Origin of the sequence: Exiguobacterium sp. H66 (assembly GCF_018618705.1) — a bacterium.
Lineage (GTDB): Bacteria > Bacillota > Bacilli > Exiguobacteriales > Exiguobacteriaceae > Exiguobacterium_A > Exiguobacterium_A oxidotolerans.
On record NZ_JACSMQ010000002.1, the window covers coordinates 156254 to 178443 of the forward strand.

Sequence of the window (22190 nt, forward strand, 5' to 3'; positions counted from 1 at the left end):
TTTTCACTGCCCGTCTATTAGTTCATCGCCATTTTGCGAAATGCTTTTTGCGTTGTTCCTTCAACTGCTTTGCATATAATGACGTTTCCAGGGAATAGACGACTAAAGGATAGAAGGAACGTTAGCAAAATATACAGATGCTTCTGTTGTGTATTTAGAATCTATGTAATTTTTCTGAAATCAAAACTGAAACAGGAGAGGGATGTATTATGGCAAAAGCTCATAAATCCACCAAGAACATTAAGTTGGCTTTCGTGATCAACCTTCTATTTTCAATAGGAGAACTCATTGGCGGCTTTTTAATTAACAGCATTGCAATCATGTCGGATGCCATTCATGATCTAGGGGATGCCATTGCTTTAGGAATTTCCTGGTTTCTCCAAAACTTTTCAAATAAAGAAGGGGATGAAAAGTTTTCGTTCGGCTATAAACGTTTCTCGCTTTTGGGCGCATTAATCAATGCAGCTGTTTTGATTGCCGGCTCTATTTATATTTTTACTCAAGCCATCCCTTTGCTGTTTAATCCGGAACATTCCAATGCCCAAGGGATGATTTGGTTTGCCGTTGTAGGCGTTCTTTTAAATGGTTATGCAGCTTTCAAGTTACATAAAGGAAAATCAGTAAATGAAGGAGTCCTGTCCTGGCATATGCTCGAAGATGTCTTAGGGTGGGTGGCAGTGCTGATTGTCGGCATTGTTCTGCTGTTCAAGGATATCCACATCCTCGACCCGATTTTATCTCTTGCAATTGCATTGTTTATTTTGGTAAACGTTGTGCGCAACCTTACTAAAACCATGAAAATTTTGTTGGAAGGCGTACCTGAGGGAATTAATATAGAAGAAATGCAGGCGAAAATCGAAAAAATTCCTGGGGTGTTAGCTGTTCAGGATTTAAACATTTGGTCGATCGACGGAGAAGAGAATGCACTGAATCTACATCTTTCTGTTGAGGGAGATAATCTTGCGGATTCAGCCGCTATAAAAGAAAAAGTAAGAATGGCCACTTCTGACCTGAAAATTGCTCATTCTGTCATTGAACTGGAATGGAAAGACCGCTAATAACCTTTCTTTTAGTGCGTGTGATTCCTAAGGGAACTTTCAATAGCTTTCTAGGAGTTACTTAAGTAAAAGAGAGAAAAGGGGCAAATTTAAAAGCCTCTTTTCTCTCTTTTGGTCTGTATAAGTTTGTAAAAAAGTACTTTTACAAACACTTTATAGTACATTCTATTTTAAAAAAGTCTGGACCAGATTATCTAGATTTTAACAAACGAAGCCCATTTAGAATTACAACCAATGTACTTCCTTCATGAATAATGACGCTGATTGCTATATCCGTTAATCCTATTAAGCTTACGACAATTAGAAATGCTACAACTGCCATTGAGAAAATAATATTTTGCCAAATAACACGATTCATTTTTAAAGAAATCTGATGAGCTTTTACTAATTTGGATAAATCGCTTTTCATTAAAACTAGATCAGATACATCTACTGCAACATCTGTACCATCTCCCATAGCAATTCCGACATCTGCTTTCACAAGAGCAGGTGCGTCATTTACACCATCGCCCACCATAGCGGTTATGCCATAGTTTTCTTTTTGTTGATCTATAATATTAGATTTGTCTTCCGGCATAACATTAGCGATAACTTCATCCAGTCCTAACTGTTCAGCAACCGCCTTTCCGGTCATTTCAGAATCACCAGTAATTAAAGTAGTGTGTATACCTAGTTTTTTAAAATACTCAATAGTTTCTTTCGCATGTTCACTTGGAATATCCATTAGCCCAATCAGACCAATGACTTCTTCATCTTCTGCTACATATACGACTGTCTTACCTTCTGATGCCCATTCACTATTTAAATGAATATATTCATCTGAAACACCGTCAAAAGAAGTCGGCTTTCCTATTCGATAATTTTTACCTTTGTAATCTCCTGTCAATCCTCTACCAATCTGATTTTCTACTTCAATAGCTAGTTTATTTTTTTGTTCAAACTTTCTTAGAATAGCATCTGCTAAGGGGTGGTTGGATTCCTTTTCAAGAGCCACTACGATATCAATAATATTTTCTTCGTTTACAGAATTAGTAAAATAATAATTGGTTACTTCAGGTTTTCCTTTCGTTAAGGTTCCCGTTTTATCAAAGGCAATTGCTTGAATCCCGGCTAATTGAGACAAATAGGAACTTCCTTTTGAAAGTACGCCTCTTTTAGCTAGATTTGAAGTGGCTGACAAAGTTACGGATACAGTGGCTGCAGCTAGAGCACACGGTGAAGCTGCGACTAAAAGAACTAATCCTCTATAAGTACTTTGTGACCAAGTCCAATCTAAAATCATGGGAGTGAGTAAAATGAAGAGCGGTATTGCCATTAAAACAACTGTAACGTATTTAGGTTCAAATTTCTGGATAATACTGGCGGCTTTTGTTTGATTATTTTGATTTTGATTGACTAGTTGTAAAATTTTTGAAAAAACAGTATCTTTATTTTCTTTTGAGACTTCCATTGTGAAAGTACCTGTTCCATTAATCGTACTCCCAAAAACCATGTCTCCTTTGGATTTTTCTTTAGGGATACTTTCTCCATTGATAGAAGATTCATCAATGGAGGTATTTCCAGATAAAATGACTCCGTCAATGGGTACTTGATCTCCATTCAATACTTGGAGCCGATCTCCCACTTTTAATTCATTAACATCAACAATTTTTGTATTGCCATCAGAAATGATCAATCTGGCAGTCGTTGGATTTAATTTAAGTAATTTTGTGATTTCTCGTTTGCTTCTACCTTCAGCATAATCTTCTAAAAAATGCGCACCAGAAAATATGAGAATCAGCAACGTTCCTTCCCAAAAATTCCCTATCAGTGAAGCACCAAGTGCAGCTAATCCCATTAAAATGTGGGAATTAGGTGTAAATTTATTTTTGGCTTTTGTATTTTCAACTGTTTCTCCAATTCCTTCAAGAAGAATGACATGATAGCCCGCACTAATTGTTGCAATTGAAAATAAAATGTTCTTAGTAATTGTATACTCTCCATTTAAAAATAAAGCAATAAGCGCTAGGGCTAACCCAATGAAGTACAAAATAATGGGCATCTTTCCGTGATTATGGTCGTGGTTATGTGTTTCATGAGGTTGTTGTTCTTTAACTGTCTCCATTTCTATCACCTCTTTAAATGTAATCTCTTTGGTTTTCGTACACTTATTGTTTGTGTCCATAGATTTTGTGGACTTATTCCCTCTAAACTAAAAAGAGTGGCGTGTAATATCTTCTATATAAGTTGAATTAATGTTTAATAATCTAACGCACAACCGATCAATCGTTTCTTTTTTCGGCGCATGACGTCCTGAAGAAACGCACTGACAGTCAGAATAATTTTCTGGACGTTGCCAAAGACTACATTTCTAGAATGCCATAAACAGGCATGGGCATTATACTATTCTTCTATTAAAAAAATTGCACTGGTCTCATAATCCACCGTACCCATCAGCTTCACGCCCTTATGCTGGCCATAGGTGGGAATGAGTCGCTGTTTTCCTTTGAGGAACCAGGTACGGCCAATGGCTTGGTAATCATGGATCATCTTCAAATACCAGGGGATCAATCTCACCGTCTATCAATTTTTTAATGTTGGAAAGGTCTCTCAAACTAACGTGTCTGGCTTTTTGAGATCCGCTTTTTGAAGTGTATAAGTCGGTCGTGTATAGCTTAATTCCATTGAATGCCGGAGATTGGAAGCGTCTTTTTGTAATCGGTTATGATCATATGCCATTCTTTTTTACTCTTTTCAACATATAGGATGTCCAGCAGTGAATCTTGTAATTAAACTTTTTTCAATGATGGATCGCGTGTTCAATGGCCTGCTTTAAAAGATTCATGACATGATCATCGTCTTCCGAATAGTAGAGTGTGGTTCCAGCTCTACGATATTTCACTAATCGCAACTGTTTCAGAAAACGCAGTTGATGCGACACCGTGGATTGGCCCAAATTCAACTTTTCTGCCAGGTCATTGACGGAGTATTCACCGGAACACAGCAGATTCAAAATGCGAATTCGAGTAGGGTCACTTAATGCTTTAAATGTTTGGGAGACGACAAAGAGGGTTTCTTCATCTAACCGCTTACTCGTGGCGGAAACTTCTTCTTTTTCAAAATCCATACTCATCTTCTAAAGACCTCCAAAGATATATTTTAACCTTATAATCAATATATGAGTATATTTTCATATATTGATTATAAGGTTTTCTTTTATTAATTGTCAAGTATATTCCCAGAGTCTTCTTTTTAGCTTAAAATTGTCGAATTGCACCCGTATAACCAGCTGAATTTCATTGGAAAAGACAAATCTCTATCATTAAATGTATCTTTATGCCCAGGCATTTCGATTAAAATGACAAAATAAAATAAAAATTAAATATAATGTCAGATGTGTATTCAAGTAGAAACAGTTTAAAGTATGTTGTAGGTATAAAATAGGGGGTATTATGAGTTGAAAAAATAGATAATAATGCTTGTAATGATTTTGCTAGTCTCGATCTACACGCCAAAAAGTTATGCAAATACAAATCTCACTTTCGTAGATGTAGCTAATCATCGAGCTCAAGCTGAAATCTCGTATCTCGTGACTCGTGGTTTTGTCCACGGGGTAACGGCAACAACTTTTGTGCCTAATCGACAGGTAACTCGAGGTGAAGCAGCCGCTATGCTCGGCGGAGCACTAGGGTTAAGTGGGGTTAAAAGAAATACCAAATTCTCTGACGTAAAAGTAGGCAACTTCGCTTCAGGATATGTGGATGAATTAGTTCGGAAAGGAATAATATCAGGTTATCCCGATGGCTCGTTTCAACCATATAAAGTTCTATCTCGTGGAGAGATGGCTCTTCTGATAAATAGGAGTTTTAATTTGGGTGGAACCAGTGTCTCTACTTCGGTGGATAACTTAATGCGAAAAGGAATTGCACAAGGCTTTCCTGATGGCAGTTTTCGAACGGATGAGACCATCATTCGAGCAGACTTTGCAATTTTTTTGGCAAGAAGCTTAAATGAAAATTTCAGAGTTAAACCGGAGGGTGTTTCATTTAGCAAGACAATGTATGTTAATACAGGTGCTGATACTTTAAATATGCGTTCTGGTCCCAGCACTTCGGATAAAGTAATAAGCAGTTTGAAACATGGAACAACCGTTAATGTCGCGTCATCAAAAAATGGCTGGTCACATGTTCAGGTGAATGGTGTTACTGGTTACGTCAGTACAAATTATCTTGTAGCTTTAAAGCCCACTGTTCCCGCACCAGTTTCCACTTCCCTAGGAACGAGTGATTTGAAAGTTATTATAGATCCCGGTCATGGGGGGACAGATCCAGGATCCGTCGCTAATGGTTTTCAAGAAAAGATGATTACTCTAAATGTCGGAAAACACATGAAAAGTTATTTTGATCAAACACCGATTGCTACTACAATGACACGCAGTACCGACGTTTTCATTGAGTTAAGTGACCGTGCTAAGGCAGCAGCAAAAAATGATGGAGATGTTTTTGTTAGCATTCATACAAATAAATTTAATGGCGAAGTAAACGGACAAGAAACCTTTTACTATGCGAAAACAACAGCGACAAATCCGAACGTCCAAGAGTCACGTGCGCTTTCCATTTATCTGCAGGCACGCATGCAAGAAGCGTGGAAGTTGACCAATCGTCAAGTTAAAGTAGGGAATTTAGCCGTGCTGCGTGAAAACACAGTTCCTGCCTCCCTAACTGAAATAGGATTTATCGATAATTCGAAGGATCTTCAATTTATAAAATCGGAGTTGGAGCGTCAAAGAATGGGGAAAGCGTTATTTCTCGGTACACTGGACTATTTTTACCATTATGAAAAACGAACTGATGTATTGCCATACTACAAAAAAGCTGGAGCTTCGCTCAGCAAAAAGCTGCATTGAGCTACAACTATTTTTAAGTACTGCTTCTGTAATGAAGGAAAAGATTGAATATCTTGTATTTGAATAATTTTCAGCATTTTTCGCCAACTCTTTTTAATGGAGAAAGATGAGTTTTATATGAATTTACCATTTGTCTTGTTCGGATTCGAAAGAAATTCTGTCATTAAGTTTTTTTAAAACTGTTTTTAGTTTCAGCAAGTTGTTTAACTAGTTGTTGGTGGTAAAACACTTTTGACCAAAGGTAAATAGCCAGTCCAATAAGCAAAATGGGCATTTGCCATCCCGTTTTATCATTCAAAACAAAATCATAAAGGGCCCAAACAAAGAGAGCCACACTATAAAAGAGGAATCCGTATGTTGAGGATCTCTCTTTTTTTTGTTTTCTTTTGTTCTCTTTTTTCGTTGCTGTCATCTTTTTTCTCCCTCACTTCTTCTGTTTAGGTATTTTTACTAACTGAACTTATCCCGTCAGGTAATTCTAACTCTAATGGATTTAGGCGATTAATCAACTAAGTAATAAGGCAATTCAATGAAAAAAGATATGTGCATTGGTACTGAAATGGATGGGGAATCAACCATGAAGCAAACATCTTTCTTGGTCTTCCGTCAAGAAAGTGGACACAGAAAAACTGTTCTTTTTCTTCCAAAACTCTATCGCGCTCTGCTTGATCGGACACAAGCAGTTGTAACGGCGATAAAGAATGGATGGGTAGAACTGAAATAACTGTTTTTATTAGTCAGGACTTCAAATGATGTGAGCTTTGAAAAAATTAATGAATATGCAGTACTAATCGATAAGTAAATTTCCAATTTTTTTCCAAAAATCGATATTAGAAATGCAGCTAATTTAGAAGTCTTAAATATCTTTGGCTGGAATTTTTAGTTTACATATCATGAATTTATCGGAAGTTACTTGAATACGAAGGGAGAGAAGAGGGAACAACCACATCTTCTCTCCCTTTTCCGTTATATCTGGACTTCTTTGAATATTTCTTTATGGATGAATACAAAGCTTTTATAAAAATTATTTTAAAAAGCTGTGACGGAAGAGTGAACTTATGTGTCTAATTAGATAAGAGGATGGTGATCTTATGGAAACAGAATCGTGGTTCGAAGACTACGCGGAGGAGATGTACAAATATATTTTGTTTATGGTGAAGGACCGCGGTACGGCAGAAGACCTGACGCAGGACACCTTTATCAAAGCTTTTGTCCACTCAAGAGAATTCAAGGGAGATTCCGCAGTCCGGACATGGCTTTACCGGATTGCCTATACGACGACAATGAATCATTTCCGGAAGAAGCACCCGGTTTCCACCCTGTTCGACTCACCCATCAACATGAAAAGCGCAGAATCCGCTTTTCTGGAGCAAGACAATCTGAAGGAATTGTACCGAACGATTTCCACGTTGAAGATGAGCCATCAAAAAGTGATCATTCTCCGGAAAATTCAAATGCTGTCGGTCAAAGAAACGGCGGAAGTTCTCGGATGGAGCGAAAGCAAAGTGAAGATGCAACTTTCCCGAGCTTTGGTGTCATTGAAGGATTCCATGAAGAAGCAAGGAGGGGTGAATTATGAACAATCGACAAGATGAGGAGTTCCAGCGGCTGTCGAATGCTGTTTCACTGTCCAAGGAATCGAAGGAAAAAATGCGACGTGCCGTTTTTAACATTCCACGAAGACAAATGAATACGTTTCGGTTTGCTGCCATTTTTGCACTCCTGTTGATTGCAGTCGCGTCATTCCTCGCTGTGACCCTTATCCAAGAAGGACAGGAGTCCTCGGTTGGATCATTGGGACAAGGGGAAAGGGCTGTGATGAATTTTTCCGATGAGAGCAACAGCTGGAAAGTAACCTATACCCAAAAGGGGATAGAGGGGGATAGACGGGAAGCGTTTATGACCATCGAGTATACCGGGGAGGGCACGAAGCCCGAGAAAGTCTCCTATCGGTTTGTTTACAAAAATGATCAAGGATCCTTTGGGGGAGCGCTTCTACTGAGTGAAGATGGCGGTTATCCAAATGTAGATTTAGGGACTTGCACAACCTGTATTTTATATTCGGAAGAGGATGAAATCGCTGGAACGATCGAATGGGGAGATCAACAGGAAAGCTTGGTCCTAACAAAAACCGATGAGTCGAAATGGCAAGAAAGCCCTTTATTTGAATCAGGTAGCTATACAATGATCGGTGAAGAAGAAAAAGCAGGCTTTATTTATGATGGCGGTGAAGTGGTCCGCTTCTATGAAAATAAACCCCAAAAGTACATGTGGCATTTCTGGGGAAGCCAAACAGAGCTTACCGGTTCGTTCAAAGTAGTTGGAACCCATGAGAACAGCAGTGAGGGAATTGAAGTGGTTCCTGAAGGGGATATATTGATACCAAGTCCGAATAATGGCGCCGATCATCATATCCCGACCCTGATGTCCCTGCCCGAAACGGGCATGTGGAAGTTAGAGGCGGTTATTAATGACAAGGTCATGGGCACGGTATATGTGGAAGTGCATGAGCAGTAGCTGGAAAATCAATGGCTTCAGCTCGTTCATATTACAGAAACAGACACCACATATCAGCACTTATTGGAAGGGAAGGAGGTAGAAAACGCTTCTTCCTTTTTTGTTTGTAAAAGTGTACTTTTACGAACGGTCATAAATTTTGATGCAAAGCAATATCCACAATTAGGGAAGAACGAAAAAACTCCCGGGAATTATATAAAAGTGTCACGCTCATTAGGAAGTCGATGGGAAACGTGTTTTTTGGACAATTACCTTGTTAATCTATATAAGAAAAACTTGTATTTTAAAATACAGCCAGGCAAGCGACTCGCTTACTTGTTGTCCAGAAATGAGAAAAACTAAAAGGGTTGTCACAGAAAGCCCCCTCTTATGGGCGTTCCGGACAGCCTCTTCCTTTCAAAAAGAGAGAAAGAATCAATCTGCTTCGAGTATTTTTGTTTCCTTTTGCTCATCAGGGTTTGCATCGCGCCATGTATGCCATGCCAACAGGACGACACCAGAAAAAATGAAAACATCAGCTAAATTAAAAATCGGAAAATCAATGAAGCGAAAATCAAGACTGTCTACAACTTCCCCTCTCAGCAATCGATCATAGAAGTTCCCTAAAGCGCCACCGAATAAAAGGGACAATGCAAAAGAAATTCCCTTATTTTTCTTTCCTTCCGTTTGTAAATAATAAACGATACCCACTACAACAAGCAGCGTTACGATGATAAAAAACCAGCGTTGGCCTTGCAGAATTCCAAATGCTGCACCACTGTTTCGTAGAGAGGTAATGTGAAACACACCCTCCCATAGAGGGATGCTTTGTCCTATTTCTAACCATTTAATAATCGCCGATTTCCATAACTGATCAATGACCAAAACGATGAGCGCAATGACATAGTACAAGGGATATCCTCCTCAATAATTATTCCTTCAGATTATAACACGATATAATAATCAAATGAATGTTTTACTATCGAAAGGAGAATGGACATACAAAATTACAAATATAGGGCGAATTGAGATGCCGGATAATCAATTTACGGCTTAAATGATTTATATATCCGTATTGTACCGACAATTGTCACGAATTGACCCGTTTCTTCAATTGCTGCAAATCCAGTTTCCTTTAACAAAACCGGAATAATGCCTTTAACATGCGGGGAAGTGGTTTCAAATCCGTCTAGGAATTGGACAGGGAGAAATACAGCGCGCATCCATCCGTTTTGCGGCTTCTCAAAATCAAGGAGATGGAACTGGCCGCCCGATTTGAGTACCCGGCGAACTTCCTCAAAGGTTTCCTTCTTCTTCTCCAGCGTCAAATGGTGAATAAATAAACTGGTGAAGACATGGTGGAATAGGTTGCTAGAAAAGGAGAGTTGATCAGAAAAGCCTTCCTCAAAAAGGATAGAATCGACTGGACGTTCTTTCACTTTTTCTTTTGCGATTGCTAAGATTTCCGGATCGGCGTCGACGCCAATCACTTGCACACCGGGTTGCGACTGCTGAAGTAAAAGGGCGAGTGTCCCCGTGCCGCAAGCCAAATCCATTACCCGTTCGCCAGGTTGGAGGGAGGCTTGATGAATCAATTTCATTTTCATCTTTTTTTCTCGCATGCCCCACTCCATCAAAGGATCGTAAAAACGTGTCAGCCAGTGATATTTGAGGGCCGGTATATACGCTTTTTTCTTTTCTTTACTCATGAATACCTCATCCCTTCTTCGAGCCTGCTTTTTTAGTAAGGGCGAAGACGTAATGCTTATTACGAAGCGTGAATAATTCATAGAGTGGCTGTTTTGATTTTTCTCATGCGGTAGCGGTTGTCCCTCTGAAAAGCAGAAAATTTATGCCCTTTACTTTTCAGCAGGGAGCCTCTGGCTCCTTTCTTCTGTTTACCACCTTGGGAGTGAAGTTTTATAAAAACAGCGGACACATAAAAGATGACCGCTGTTTTGCTAGACTGTATCTAATTAAAAGGAGGGCTATCGGGTTTAGTTTCTAGGTAAGCGCTATACAATTTTCCATTCAACCCATCATCACAAACTAATAAAGTCCAAGATGGCAGAAAAAGTTTCATTTTCAATCATGATGTAAATTCCCAGCCCAATAAACACAATCGGAATGATCCATTTCCCGAATTTCTCCAAGGTTTCGGAGACATATCTAAAGGATGCGAGCCGGTATCCGGCGAAGCACCAGACGCTGACCATGATTAAGAAAATGAGCACGGTAACCAACAATTCGTTCATGTTTAAGGTGGAGAAATAGGGAACATAAATCCCGATATTGTCGCCGCCATTAGCGAATGTGATAAAAGCAACACTCAAATAGAGTTTGCTGAACTTTCCGGAGTTCAATGTAGAGAGGATGGCCCCTTCATCTTCGTCATCCCCATTCAGGAACAATTTGATTCCCAAATAAATAGGGATTAATCCAAGCAACCCGACCCATTGATCCGGAATCAGAATAACACCGAATGTCCCCAGCACGCTGAGTAAAACCAGCAGGGAAAAGCCCAAGTATTGACCGATGACGATATCACGTGGCCGGATGGAAGATGGCGTATTGGCCGTGCTTCCCTTCGCTGTTTTCGCTTCGGAAAACAGCAGCATCAAAATAAAAATGTCATCAATATTGGTGACAATAAAGGCACCAATTGCAGATACGATCACTAAAGACAAAACCATCAGCTCCAAAAAAGTTAAAGTCATTTCCTTTGAAGAAAGGGGGACGGGTTTGAATCTTTGAAAGCCTCCCTGGAATCCCTGTCTTCAAAAGAAAAGGTGTACGGTTAACCATGTACTTTCTATTAATCCATTCGCGTTCGAATCCTTTTATAAAAACCTTTCAAACAACACTTGAAACCGACAGAATTAAAGTCGGAGCTTCATCAGCTACTTTTTGCCAAGGCAATTGGTCTGCGGTTTCTTCCATTATTTTTTGCTCAGCATATGAATTGGGTGTCCCATGACACCTTCTGCAGCTTCCGCCAAGGGCTCGGGCAACGTCGGGTGAGCATGAATCGTCAGGCTCAGGTCTTCGGCAGTCGCTCCGGTCTCAATGGCAAAGACGGCCTCGGCAATGAGGGACGATACTTCCGGTCCGACCATCTGGACGCCCAATACCCGTTTCGTCGCCTGTTCGGCCACAATCTGTACAAAGCCATCCGCATCGGAAATAGATAAGGCGCGGCCATTCGCTTGGAACGGAAAGCGACTGGAAACCGTCTCATAGCCCTGTTCTTTTGCCGCTTTTTCGGTTAATCCGGTATACGCAACTTCCGGATCGCTGAAGATAACAAACGGCATCGCTTGAAAATCAATCACGCTTTTTTGTCCGCTTGACACCTCTGCTGCAATCTTACCTTCATAACTCGCTTTGTGGGCCAGAAGGTCACCGCCTGCACAATCGCCGATCGCGTACACGTGATCAACCGTGGTTCGACATTGGTTATTTATCTTGATAAACCCGCGTTGATCCAGTTCCACACCAATATTTTCTAAGCCGATGTTTCCGGTGTTCGGTTTTCTCCCGATCGAAACCAAGCAGTAATCGCCGGTAACGGTTTCTTCTTTGCCATTCACTTGGAACCGGACATTGACTTCTTCACCTGTATTTTCACCGCCTTGGACCATGGCTTTGGTGATGACCGTGATACCCAAATCTTTTAAGTGACGTTTAACCACATTCGTCAGTGCAGAGTCCGTTCCCGGAAGAATGGTATCCGTTCCTTCCAGGATGGTCACTTTGGCCCCGAATTTCGCATAGGCTGTTCCGAGTTCCAATCCGATATACCCGCCGCCAACCACCACGAGATGTTTCGGCACTTCCTGAAGTGTCAAAGCTTCTGTTGACGAGAGAATCCGTTCTTGATCGAACGGCAGGCTTTTCAGTTCGGTCGGCAGGGAACCGATTGCCAGAATCAAATCTTTGTAGGTATAGAGCTGTTCTCCGTCTGCAGTTTTGACTTTTACCTGATGGGATTCCGTCAGGTAAGCTTCCCCGCTAATGACTTCCACACCATTGCCTTTCAGCAAGGTCTGGACCCCACTCGTGAGTTTGTTCACAATGCCGTCTTTCCATTTCACAACTTCCGGCATATCCACTTCCACTTCTCCAGAAACCTTGATGCCCATGGACCCGGCGTGCTGGATATGTTTCACTCGTTCAGAAGCACTGATCAGCGCCTTGGAAGGGATGCACCCGCGGTTCAGGCAAACTCCGCCTAATTCGGCCTTATCCACCAATACCACTTTTCTCCCTAACTGTGCCGCGCGTATGGCCGCCACATAGCCGCCTGATCCGGCTCCGATCACCAATAAATCAAGTTCCTGTTTTGCTTCGTTTGTCATTTCCGTTTCCTCCTTCGGTATTAAATAATTGAAGAAAATCATAATTTCTACTGACCTTTACTTCACAAGCAGAGGACTTTCTGGAACAATATGCTACTTAACGACAAAAGCGCCTCTCTTAATGCTCCATACCCTTTATCTAAAAGATTAAAAGAGAATGTTTAATACATATGAACAATTACTATGTATTTCAGAAAAGAGCTTTCCATTGGATAGGAAAGCTCTTTTCGTTACTCTTTTACGCGCATCAGCCGTAAGCTGTTTAGCGCAACCAGAAGGGTAGCGCCCATATCGGACATGATGGCGATCCAAAGGGTCAGCCAGCCCGGAATGACCAACAGCAGCGCAATCAATTTGATGCCGAGGGCAAACGCGATGTTCGCTTTGATGATGTTCAAGGATTTCCGGCTTAACTTCACCGTGAAGGGCAGTTTGCTCAAGTCGTCACCCATCAAGACCACATCAGCGGTCTCCATAGCGGTATCGGTTCCGGCACCGCCCATGGCAATTCCGACAGTAGAAGCAGCGAGTGCCGGAGCATCGTTCACGCCGTCTCCGACCATCGCTACGTTGCCGTATTCAGATCTTAAGTGTTTGATGAAATTCAACTTGTCCTCCGGCATCAGTTCTGCCTGGATTTCGGTGACGCCGACCTGCTGGCCGATGGCCTGACCGGTCCCTTTGTTGTCGCCCGTCAGCATGATTGTCTTCTTGATGCCCATTTGATGCAGCTTCTGGATGACTTCCTTGCTGGATTCACGGACTTCATCCGCCACGGCAATGACCGCGAGGATAGTTTGTTCCGTTCCGATGATCATGGCTGTCTTGCCCTGATTTTGAAGGGCTGTTACATTTTGTTCCAAGTTCTCATCGGCACTTGCGGCGCCCAGCTCGTTGAAGAGGATCGGGCTGCCGATATAGTACGTGGTTCCTTCGACGGTTCCTTTAATCCCTTTGCCGGTAATGGATGAGAAGTCCTCGACCAAGACCGAAGAATAAGAAATATTTTCTGCATCCGCTTTTTTCATGATGGCCGAAGCAAGGGGATGCTGTGAGCGGTACTCCAGTGCTGTGACGATAGAAAGCAGCTCTTTTTCACTGATTCCCTTGTTCAGCACTTCAAAGTCCGTGACAACCGGAACCCCTTTGGTCAAGGTGCCGGTCTTGTCAAACGCGATGGCTTTGATGGCACCCATTTCTTCCAAATACACGCCGCCTTTTACCAAAACGCCTTTTTTCGCTGCGTTCCCGATAGCAGATACAATCGAAATCGGAGTCGAAATGACCAAAGCACACGGGCAGCCTACGACTAGCACAGCCAATCCTTGGTAGACCCAGGTTTCCCAGCTGGCGTCAAACAAGAGGGGAGGGACAATGGCCACGAGTGCGGCAACAGCCATGATGATCGGTGTATAATATTTGGCGAATTTATCGACAAATGCCTGGGAAGGGGCCCGTTCGCCTTGTGCTTCTTCTACCAAATGGATGATTTTTGCAATGGTTGTGTCTTCGACCAGCTTCGTGACTTTGACTTCGAGCAAGCCTTCTTCATTCAGCGTGCCGGCGAAGACTTCATCATCCACCGTTTTGCCGACGGGCACGGATTCACCCGTAATCGCTGCCTGATTGACCGCCGAATAGCCGTTGACCACCATGCCGTCCATCGCAATCTTTTGTCCGGGTTTGACGATCATGGTATCCCCGATGGCAATGTCGTCCACCGAAATCAACTGTTCTTGTCCATTGCGCCGGACAAGTGCCTCTTTCGGGGCAATGTCCATTAACGAACGGATGGATTGACGGGCCCGGTCCATGGAATAGCGTTCCAGTGCTTCACTGATGGCAAAGAGAATGACGACGATGGACGCTTCCGCCCATTCGCCGATAAAGGCTGCCCCTATGACCGCGACGGTCATGAGGGTCTTCATGTCGAAATCCAGTCGTATTAAATTCTGGAAACCGACTTTGAAGAGCGAGTAGCCGCCAATGACAATGGACGCTACGAATAGGAGGGATGTTATCAAATTTTCTTCTCCATTTGCGTACTGGGAAATGTACCCGAAAACGATCAACAGGGTGGAGTAGAGCAAAGTGCTGTGTTTTTGGTAGAACGGCACTTTGTCCTCTTTTTTAACGGTCGCTTTTTCGGCTTCCGTTTTCGAACCCGCTGGACGACCAGTAATTTCAGGCGCGACCTTCAGATTTTCGAACGCACCGGCTTTCTCTAATTCTTCAACCGAGGCCGCACCATAAACGGAAATTTTCGAAGCCCCGAAATTCACTTTTGCATCTTGGACACCGGGAATTTGCTTGACGTTGTTCTCAAACTTCCCGGCACAGTTGGCACACGTAAAGCCTTCCACACGGAAAACATTTTTGTCTTCAATGGCGACTTTCACTTCCGGAGCTGTCTGGCGTTTCGGTTTTTCCGGGGCCACTTTCAAATTCTCGAAAGCACCGGCTTTTTCCAGTTCCTCGACCGTCGCTTCACCGTAAACGGAAATTTTCGAAGCGCCAAAGTTTACTTTTGCATCCTCAACACCGGAAAGATTTTTGACGTTCTTCTCGAATTTCCCGGCGCAGTTCGCGCATGAAAACCCTTCGACCCGGTAGACCGTTTTATCTTCTGTTTCCTTCGTTTTTTCAACCAACGCTGACACCCTCCTTCTGATGGGTGAAGGCCACTTGCACGAGATGTTTCACATGTGCGTCATCCAATGAGTAATAGACCAGTTTCCCTTCCTTACGGTATTTCGCCAATCCCATCTTATTCAACAGGCGCAGATGGTAGGAGGCTGTTGCCGTAGAAGAGCCGATGATGTTCGCAACGTCGCAAACACAGAGTTTGTCCTCCAACGACAAGGCATAGGCGATCTTGATTCGCGTATCATCCGACAACGCCTTGAAGATTTTCGCTACTTCCAACGGGTTTTGCTGCGTCAATTCATTTTTCACTCGCGTAACTTTTTCCTCGTCTACACAACTAACCTCACAGATTGCATTTTGTATACGGACTGTCTCTTTTTGCATATTTCCCACCTCATTCAAATATTTGAAGTTCAAACGATCGTTTGATTAACGTAAGTATAGAAAGAGTTCGCTGTTTTGTCAATTCTAATATTCAAATGAATGTTTCAATGTTTAGTGTTAATTGCTAGAAAATAAGAGGGAGAACGTGAGGGAATGTTAGTTGGAGAAAAAATCAAAAAATAATATGTCCATATGTTACCTGCTTTTCCTTCTCATGTCTGTTGCTTGGTATCCCTTCCTTTAGATAAATCCAATGTGGTCATGTCAAATATTACTGCAAGAACCAGTAGGCCATGCAATACTCACTCCATTATGTTGAGTCATCGATATTGCGATTTAAAATTCTAAAGTAAGACAACACGTTCCACGACAAGACAGCGCCTTCTCCAGTAGGGGAAACAAAGCAGAAAGAATTTTAGTCAATCAAGATGGTGTGATTGCGTTGTAGCTAAATCCCTTTATATAGAGAATAGTTACATCCAGATGAAGCTGATTAAAATAGAGTAAGGAGATTTGTTGATGGAGAATACGCAATGCAAATGCGGACATGTAAACCCGCCCGGAACAGACTTATGTGAAGCGTGTGGCCGGTCTTTGACTGGTAAAGAACAAAACAGCAAATTGGTGGATATGCGCTACGAAGGAACGGCTAGACGTTCACAAACCTATAACAAATCCATTATCGACAAAATCTGGAACTTCTTTTCAAGCGTGAAAGTGGGCGTCAGTATTATTGTCATCCTGCTGGTTGCAGCGGCCATCGGCACAATCCTCCCGCAGCAAGCTTTTGTTCCAGCAAATACAGAAGCGACTATCAAAGCTTATTACGCCGATACTTATGGCAGCGTTGGCCGTGTCTATCATTTTCTCGGCTTCCACGACTTATACAGTTCCTATTGGTTTATCGCATTAGTCGGGATGTTGGCGATTTCGTTGGTGATTGCCAGCTTAGACCGTTTTGTCCCTCTTTATAAATCGTTGAAAAATCAACGAGTTCTGCGCCATTCCAGCTTTATGGACAAACAGCGCATCTATGGGCAGGGTCCTGGCGCCGACGATACACTGCAAAAAGCCGAAGCCAAATTGAAGGAATTGAAGTATAAAGTCAGAACGGATAAAAACGGGCTATTGGCTGAAAAAGGTCGGTTCTCCAGATGGGGCCCATATGTCAATCATATCGGACTAATTATTTTCCTTTCCGGTGTCATGTTGCGGATGATCCCTGGTTTTTATGTCGATGAAACACTGTGGATTCGGGAAGGGGAAACACGGGCTATTCCGGAAGTGCCGGGCTATTCCTTGGAAAATGTGAAGTTTGCATTGGAAACGTATACAGGTGAAGGCGAAGAAGCCAGATTCGGTGAAGCCCTCGACCGTGTGGGAACGGTCGCGAAAAACTACCAGACAGATATCGTACTTTATCAAGCGCCTGAAGGCAGTTTGCCAGGGGCAACTGATAACTTGGAAATTGTCAAAGAGTACCCCATCCGTGTGAACCATCCGTTAAAATTTGATGGCTATGCCCTGTATCAGATGGATTACAAGCTGAATGAATTAAAAACGATGACATTCGCTTTAACGGAGAAAAAGTCTCAAGAATCTATGGGGGAATTGACCATTGACTTGATCGATCCTGATGATAAGTATGAATTGATGAACGGATCGACAGTCGAACTGCTCGGTTATTACCCGAATTTTTCCGGTTTTGAAAATGGAGAACCGCAAACGGCGAATCCGCTGCCAGACAACCCAGGTTTCCTTGTGGAGATGACCACACCGGCAACGCCGAAAGGGGAAACCAGTTTCATTACCATCCAAAACACCATCGAACCATTTGGCGACAACCAATACAAATTGGCTTTTCAAAGTGCCGAAACACGAAATGTCTCCGGCCTGACCGTCCGAAAAGACCGAACCTTGCCCATCCTGGGTCTTGGAGGTCTGATTTTTATGATAGGGGTAGCACAGGGGATGTACTTTAATCACCGCCGGTTCTGGTTGCTGCGAACCGATAGCGGCGACATTCTGCTTGCTGGACATACGAACAAAAACTGGTTCGGCTTGAAGAAAGACCTCGAACAAATTTCTGCATATGCATCACTCCCTGCTTATAGCGACCAGCAGGAAGAAACGGAAAAGGAAGGGGAACTGCGATCATGACATTAACCGCCATTAGCTCGAATTTACTGTATATCGCTTTCTTTGCGTATCTGATTGCCACATTCGTATTTGGAGGAGCTGTAAAAGGGAATAAAAAAGGGTCGTTCGACTCGGAACAGCGTTGGGGGAAGGTGGCAATTACCGTTACTGTTTTCGGTTTTCTTGCGAATTTGGGTTATTTTTTCACCCGCTGGGCTGTATCCGGCCATGCACCGCTGAGTAACATGTTTGAATTCACGACAGCGTTTGGCATGACGCTGGTCGGAGGATTTATCATTCTTTATTTTCTCTATAAAACACCCGTTTTAGGAATGGTTGTATTGCCGGTTGCCTTGCTGATCATTGCGTATGCCAGCATGTTTCCGAATGAAATCAGTCCATTGATCCCCGCGCTCCAAACGAACTGGCTGGCGATTCATGTCAGTACGGTGGTCATTGCGGAAGGGATACTGGCGATAAGTGCAGCAGTCGTCACGATGCAAAAAGGAATTGACGGAAAAGAAGATTTCGATCAGGCAGCAGGTGCCTTGAGTCAAAATACGGATAATCTTTCGGCCGCGGTCGGATCCGTTTACGGGGATGAAGCGGGCGAAGCGTTCAAGGAAATCTGGTCGAGCCATATCGGCTACTTCGTCGATTATGTCAAAGCGACGGGTGCCAAAGATGAAGAAGCGAAACAAAAAGCCTTAAAAGAACTCGACGAATACCGCGTCGAACAAGCGGCGTTCCTCGACAAGGCAACAGAAGGTCGTCTGAAAGCGGCTGATTTAGAAGGTGGATTGAAAGTCCATATCACGCAATTGCTGACATCGTTTGACAGCTATGTCGCGGGCGACTATGATGCCACGTACAGCAACCTGCGTATCGCCATCGAGCATATGTATATGGTGGGTGAAGGGTTGTCCGGCGCCATCGTCGATCAATATCCGGATAAATTCAAAAATACGAAAGTCGATACACCGGCAGCGGATCTCCGTGCCGGACTGAACCGAAACTTCTCAGAACACGCAGCGCTTGCGATTCTGACGATGCAAAAAGGGATTGACGGTGCGAAGGACTTTGACGCAGCGGCAGGTGCCTTGAACGAAAATACAGACGATTTGTCCGCTTCAATCGGGTCGGTGTACGGTAGCGAAGCCGCACAAGAGTTCAAGAAGATCTGGTCGAGCCACATCGGCTACTTCGTCGATTATGTCAAAGCAACAGGCGCGAAAGACGAGGAAGCACGCGACATGGCCGTTCAGGAACTGGATGAGTACCGCGTCGAACAAGCCGCCTTCCTCGATGCCGCAACGGAAGGACGCCTGAAGTCGAAAGACTTAGAAGAAGGACTCAAGGTTCACATTGATCAACTGTTACTGGCGTTCAACAGCTACAATGAAAAAGATTACGACAAAACGTACCCGGCGATCCGTGAAGCCTACGGTCACATGTACGGAGTCGGTGAAGGGACAGCGACAGCGATCGTCGATCAGTTCCCGGATAAATTCCAAGGCAGCCCGGCCGGAATGCCGAACACCGGTCTTGGTGGAGCAGCTGAATCACAATCTTCAGCGGGTATCCTCTGGTCATTACTCGGAATCGCAGCCGCTTCGATCCTCGGATTCTTCGCACTTCGTCGTCGTCCTCAGCAATGAACGTAAAAAGAAAAGATGATGTCCTCGGACATCATCTTTTCTTTTTTTTTTAGGTTACAAATAGTTCATTGGGTTGACACTATTCGCTGCAGAATAACTGCTGTATTTATAACTGTTTTTATGAATCTCAAAGTGTAAATGATTTCCGAACGAGTTTCCTGTATTCCCAACTGTTCCAATCTTCATACCTTTAGAGACTGTCTGACCACTTTTTACCGAAAGACTATTCATATGAGCATAAACGGTTACGTATTTTTGATTCTTTAGACTATGTGAAATCATAACGTGTTTACCATATGCACCGCTGTTTTTAGAGGTAGTGACTTTTCCACTCGCAGAAGCATAGACAGGTGTGCCTTTTGTTGCAGCTAGATCAACGCCATTATGGAATGTATAACCGTAAGCGCCATTAGATTTTCCGTATCCTTGGGTCAGCCTCCCTTTAGTAGGAGAAGCAAAAAGAGACTCATTATACGTCATTTTTTTTGCAACGTGGCTCTTATATTTTTTTAGGTAAGAACTATAGATATACCGTGTGTTCCCTTTGTAAAGTACTTTTGTCCAAGCTCCTTTTTTTCCTAAATAAGAAAAAGTCTGACCAGTGTTAGTCACGCCGACTATATTGTAATTGAGAGAAGGACCAGTCCGAACACGGAGATCGTCTGTCTTTACTTTTACTTTATATGCACTACTTGCTTCAACTTTTGGGCTATGCATTGAAAAAGTTGTTGTGAGTAAGACGCTAGAAGCGATAAGTATTACCTTGTTTTTCATTAGTTGTACTCCTTTAAAGATAAAGATACGGTGACAAACGATTTGTTAAAAGGAGTATAGCATCACTATATTACAAAAAAGTGTATCAAATTCATTTCAAAAATTGATACGAGATTTAATCAAAAAATGCATAGGTTTTTCACAAACAGATTTTATGATTAAAATTAAACACATTTCTTTTTTATACATCTTAAAAAAAGATTTATTTTTTAGAGTTCGGGAGGAATTTGATGGAGTTATCTTTTTTGTTAGCTTTTGGGGCAGGGTTTTTATCTTTTATCTCGCCATGTTGCCTAGCTTTGTATCCTGTTTTTCTATCTTACATTACAGGAATTTCAGTTACAGAGTTAAAAGAAAATAAAAAGTGGAACTGGAATGGTGTTCCCCATACATTCGTTTTCTTACTTGGATTTTCGAGCGTATTTTTAGTGATGGGTTTTTCAACGTCATACTTGGCTGATTTTTTTATAGTGTATAAAGATGTTTTACGGATGAGCGGTGCACTTATTTTATTCATATTTGGTGTTATTCTAACTGGTCTATGGACTCCAACATTTTTACTTAAAGAACGAAGATTGAATTTAGGAAAAAGAAAGCGTGGCTATATCGGAACGTTTTTGGTCGGAATCGGATCAGCTGCTGGATGGACTCCTTGTACAGGACCAATTCTCGCTGGAGTTATTGCTTTGATTGCCACAAATCCTGGTAATGGATTTTTATATATGCTCTTTTATGTTCTAGGTTTCTCCATTCCCTTTTTCTTAATGTCGTTTTTGGTCGGGAAATCAAGATACTTAATGAAGTATTCTTCAAAAGTTACAAAAATAGGTGGAGGGCTTATGATTTTATTAGGTATCATATTGTATTTCGATGGTCTAACGAAACTAACTACAATATTGATTGATTTTACAGGGTTTAGAGGGTTCTGACGCTCTATTTTCTATTTCAAGAGGAGATGAATCATACATGTTTCGTGAAAATGTCCTGATAATGGGAGTAGAGGAAAACTGGAAAGTGATGGAGAACATAAAACAACTTAAACCTTCAGGTATAGAGATTCATATTTCTTCAAAAGAAGGATGGGTTCGAAAGCTACTTCCTAATTTTAAATATTTTGATTCATTTTCAAAAAAAGAATCAGAAGAAGGGTATATTAGTGATCTCATTGAATATTGTACATTTCAAAAAATAGGCTGGATTATTCCTTTAAGCGAACAAGAAGCATCTACGCTAGCAAAACACAAGTTAAAAATGAGAGAAAATAACGTAATGTTTATAACATCCTTTGACTGGGATAAAACAGTACTTCATGATTCATTTTCGGTTCAAGGTAATACTTTCACTTATTCTTTTGAACAGATAAAGAATGCGCCTGAAGGTGTAAAGGTGGGGAAAATTGATGCATATGTCGATTATCGATCTAGTGAAGTGATTTGCTGTTTTATGAGAGAAGAGTATGAACGGTACCAAGATACTGTTCTTTCATACGAGGTGTTTGCCAACTCGATTTTAGAGGAGTGCGTAGCAATAATTGCTCAAAGGCTTAATATAAAGGGTTCTTTTTCTTTCGATTATCAACGTGATTCGGAGGGAATGTATACGATTACAAAAATAGAATGTTTCATGACGCATTCTACTCGTGAGGCTAATTTTAGTGATTATGATTTCGCTAATTATTTGTGGAGCAATATTCAAGGAATTGTCCTTTTAAAAGAATCAAATGATAAAAGCTCTTTTGTGTATCGCCTAAATGAAGAATACTTTCTTTTCTAAATCTCAACAGTTTGTTTTT

The 22190-nt window shown here is 42.0% G+C and carries 19 protein-coding genes; 9 read left to right on the plus strand and 10 right to left on the minus strand.

Translation table 11 applies throughout. The annotated features are described in order from the left end of the window. The first annotated feature begins 209 nt into the window (after positions 1-209). Complete coding sequence (locus tag KNP88_RS04140) at positions 210-1058, plus strand: cation diffusion facilitator family transporter (RefSeq protein ID WP_251132684.1); 849 nt, start codon at positions 210-212, stop codon at positions 1056-1058. Positions 1059-1248: 190 nt separating this feature from the next. Here KNP88_RS04140 and KNP88_RS04145 read toward each other — a convergent pair whose 3' ends face one another. Further along, positions 1249-3162 (minus strand): heavy metal translocating P-type ATPase, encoded by a 1914-nt coding sequence (locus tag KNP88_RS04145; protein ID WP_214861715.1) that lies wholly within the window; start codon positions 3160-3162, stop codon positions 1249-1251. A gap of 675 nt (positions 3163-3837) precedes the next feature. Continuing rightward, positions 3838-4164, minus strand: a complete 327-nt coding sequence (locus KNP88_RS04150) for an ArsR/SmtB family transcription factor (RefSeq protein WP_101803175.1) — start codon at positions 4162-4164, stop codon at positions 3838-3840. A gap of 348 nt (positions 4165-4512) precedes the next feature. Here KNP88_RS04150 and KNP88_RS04155 point away from each other — a divergent pair, with 348 nt between their 5' ends. Continuing rightward, positions 4513-5943, plus strand: coding sequence for an N-acetylmuramoyl-L-alanine amidase (locus tag KNP88_RS04155; RefSeq protein ID WP_214861718.1), 1431 nt, complete (start codon positions 4513-4515; stop codon positions 5941-5943). Between the two features lie 163 nt (positions 5944-6106). Here the strand turns inward: KNP88_RS04155 and KNP88_RS04160 are convergent, their stop codons facing one another. Continuing rightward, on the minus strand, positions 6107-6355 hold the full coding sequence (locus KNP88_RS04160; RefSeq protein WP_225218477.1) for a hypothetical protein: 249 nt from the start codon (positions 6353-6355) through the stop codon (positions 6107-6109). 117 nt (positions 6356-6472) lie between these two features. Between KNP88_RS04160 and KNP88_RS04165 the strand changes: the two genes are divergently transcribed. From KNP88_RS04165 to KNP88_RS15590, 3 genes are all read left to right on the plus strand, one after another. Beyond that, positions 6473-6667, plus strand: coding sequence for a hypothetical protein (locus KNP88_RS04165; protein WP_101803054.1), 195 nt, complete (start codon positions 6473-6475; stop codon positions 6665-6667). A 367-nt stretch (positions 6668-7034) separates the two neighbouring features. Then, entirely contained in the window at positions 7035-7538 is a 504-nt protein-coding gene (locus KNP88_RS04170) for an RNA polymerase sigma factor (RefSeq protein WP_214861720.1), read from the plus strand. Further along, positions 7519-8460 carry a DUF4871 domain-containing protein gene (locus KNP88_RS15590; protein WP_251132685.1) on the plus strand — a complete coding sequence of 314 codons (942 nt, stop codon included), beginning with the start codon at positions 7519-7521 and terminating at the stop codon, positions 8458-8460. The genes KNP88_RS04170 and KNP88_RS15590 overlap by 20 nt, the downstream gene beginning before the upstream one ends. 414 nt (positions 8461-8874) lie before the next feature. Here KNP88_RS15590 and lspA read toward each other — a convergent pair whose 3' ends face one another. The 6 genes from lspA to KNP88_RS04205 form a co-directional block, all read right to left on the minus strand. Continuing rightward, positions 8875-9351 carry a signal peptidase II gene (gene lspA / locus KNP88_RS04180; protein ID WP_214824029.1) on the minus strand — a complete coding sequence of 159 codons (477 nt, stop codon included), beginning with the start codon at positions 9349-9351 and terminating at the stop codon, positions 8875-8877. A gap of 134 nt (positions 9352-9485) precedes the next feature. Continuing rightward, on the minus strand, positions 9486-10148 hold the full coding sequence (locus tag KNP88_RS04185; protein WP_214892385.1) for a class I SAM-dependent methyltransferase: 663 nt from the start codon (positions 10146-10148) through the stop codon (positions 9486-9488). Positions 10149-10481: 333 nt separating this feature from the next. After that, the gene (locus tag KNP88_RS04190) at positions 10482-11132 is read right to left on the minus strand and encodes a CadD family cadmium resistance transporter (protein ID WP_214824045.1); all 651 of its coding nucleotides are present in this window, start codon (positions 11130-11132) and stop codon (positions 10482-10484) included. A 246-nt stretch (positions 11133-11378) separates the two neighbouring features. After that, positions 11379-12797, minus strand: a complete 1419-nt coding sequence (gene lpdA, locus KNP88_RS04195) for a dihydrolipoyl dehydrogenase (protein ID WP_214892387.1) — start codon at positions 12795-12797, stop codon at positions 11379-11381. A gap of 230 nt (positions 12798-13027) precedes the next feature. Next, positions 13028-15448, minus strand: coding sequence for a heavy metal translocating P-type ATPase (locus KNP88_RS04200; RefSeq protein ID WP_214892389.1), 2421 nt, complete (start codon positions 15446-15448; stop codon positions 13028-13030). Beyond that, on the minus strand, positions 15441-15806 hold the full coding sequence (locus KNP88_RS04205; RefSeq protein ID WP_214892832.1) for an ArsR/SmtB family transcription factor: 366 nt from the start codon (positions 15804-15806) through the stop codon (positions 15441-15443). Before KNP88_RS04205 ends, KNP88_RS04200 begins: the two co-directional genes overlap by 8 nt. A 540-nt stretch (positions 15807-16346) precedes the next feature. Between KNP88_RS04205 and KNP88_RS04210 the strand changes: the two genes are divergently transcribed. Both KNP88_RS04210 and KNP88_RS15730 read left to right on the plus strand, forming a co-directional pair. After that, positions 16347-17987, plus strand: coding sequence for a cytochrome c biogenesis ResB family protein (locus tag KNP88_RS04210; protein WP_214892392.1), 1641 nt, complete (start codon positions 16347-16349; stop codon positions 17985-17987). Further along, positions 17984-19624: a cytochrome C assembly family protein gene (locus tag KNP88_RS15730; protein ID WP_285801700.1), complete on the plus strand. Its 1641-nt coding sequence runs from the start codon at positions 17984-17986 to the stop codon at positions 19622-19624. Before KNP88_RS04210 ends, KNP88_RS15730 begins: the two co-directional genes overlap by 4 nt. Positions 19625-19678: 54 nt before the next feature. On the opposite strand, the gene KNP88_RS04220 is transcribed toward KNP88_RS15730, so the two are convergent. Next, positions 19679-20398: a peptidoglycan DD-metalloendopeptidase family protein gene (locus tag KNP88_RS04220; RefSeq protein ID WP_214892394.1), complete on the minus strand. Its 720-nt coding sequence runs from the start codon at positions 20396-20398 to the stop codon at positions 19679-19681. A 230-nt stretch (positions 20399-20628) separates the two neighbouring features. Between KNP88_RS04220 and KNP88_RS04225 the strand changes: the two genes are divergently transcribed. Together KNP88_RS04225 and KNP88_RS04230 are read left to right on the plus strand one after the other, a co-directional pair. Further along, entirely contained in the window at positions 20629-21327 is a 699-nt protein-coding gene (locus KNP88_RS04225) for a cytochrome c biogenesis CcdA family protein (protein ID WP_285801701.1), read from the plus strand. A 37-nt stretch (positions 21328-21364) separates the two neighbouring features. Beyond that, positions 21365-22171: a hypothetical protein gene (locus KNP88_RS04230; RefSeq protein WP_214892398.1), complete on the plus strand. Its 807-nt coding sequence runs from the start codon at positions 21365-21367 to the stop codon at positions 22169-22171. Positions 22172-22190: the final 19 nt, after the last annotated feature.

Bases quoted from the DNA above. Each gene is read 5' to 3' on its own strand.
- KNP88_RS04140 (WP_251132684.1), top strand. From the start codon at position 210: ATGGCAAAAGCTCATAAATCCACCAAGAACATTAAGTTGGCTTTCGTG.
- KNP88_RS04145 (WP_214861715.1), bottom strand. From the start codon at position 3,162: ATGGAGACAGTTAAAGAACAACAACCTCATGAAACACATAACCACGAC.
- KNP88_RS04150 (WP_101803175.1), bottom strand. From the start codon at position 4,164: ATGGATTTTGAAAAAGAAGAAGTTTCCGCCACGAGTAAGCGGTTAGAT.
- KNP88_RS04155 (WP_214861718.1), top strand. From the start codon at position 4,513: ATGCTTGTAATGATTTTGCTAGTCTCGATCTACACGCCAAAAAGTTAT.
- KNP88_RS04160 (WP_225218477.1), bottom strand. From the start codon at position 6,355: ATGACAGCAACGAAAAAAGAGAACAAAAGAAAACAAAAAAAAGAGAGA.
- KNP88_RS04165 (WP_101803054.1), top strand. From the start codon at position 6,473: ATGAAAAAAGATATGTGCATTGGTACTGAAATGGATGGGGAATCAACC.
- KNP88_RS04170 (WP_214861720.1), top strand. From the start codon at position 7,035: ATGGAAACAGAATCGTGGTTCGAAGACTACGCGGAGGAGATGTACAAA.
- KNP88_RS15590 (WP_251132685.1), top strand. From the start codon at position 7,519: ATGAACAATCGACAAGATGAGGAGTTCCAGCGGCTGTCGAATGCTGTT.
- KNP88_RS04185 (WP_214892385.1), bottom strand. From the start codon at position 10,148: ATGAGTAAAGAAAAGAAAAAAGCGTATATACCGGCCCTCAAATATCAC.
- KNP88_RS04190 (WP_214824045.1), bottom strand. From the start codon at position 11,132: ATGGTTTTGTCTTTAGTGATCGTATCTGCAATTGGTGCCTTTATTGTC.
- lpdA (WP_214892387.1), bottom strand. From the start codon at position 12,797: ATGACAAACGAAGCAAAACAGGAACTTGATTTATTGGTGATCGGAGCC.
- KNP88_RS04210 (WP_214892392.1), top strand. From the start codon at position 16,347: ATGGAGAATACGCAATGCAAATGCGGACATGTAAACCCGCCCGGAACA.
- KNP88_RS15730 (WP_285801700.1), top strand. From the start codon at position 17,984: ATGACATTAACCGCCATTAGCTCGAATTTACTGTATATCGCTTTCTTT.
- KNP88_RS04220 (WP_214892394.1), bottom strand. From the start codon at position 20,398: ATGAAAAACAAGGTAATACTTATCGCTTCTAGCGTCTTACTCACAACA.
- KNP88_RS04225 (WP_285801701.1), top strand. From the start codon at position 20,629: ATGGAGTTATCTTTTTTGTTAGCTTTTGGGGCAGGGTTTTTATCTTTT.
- KNP88_RS04230 (WP_214892398.1), top strand. From the start codon at position 21,365: ATGTTTCGTGAAAATGTCCTGATAATGGGAGTAGAGGAAAACTGGAAA.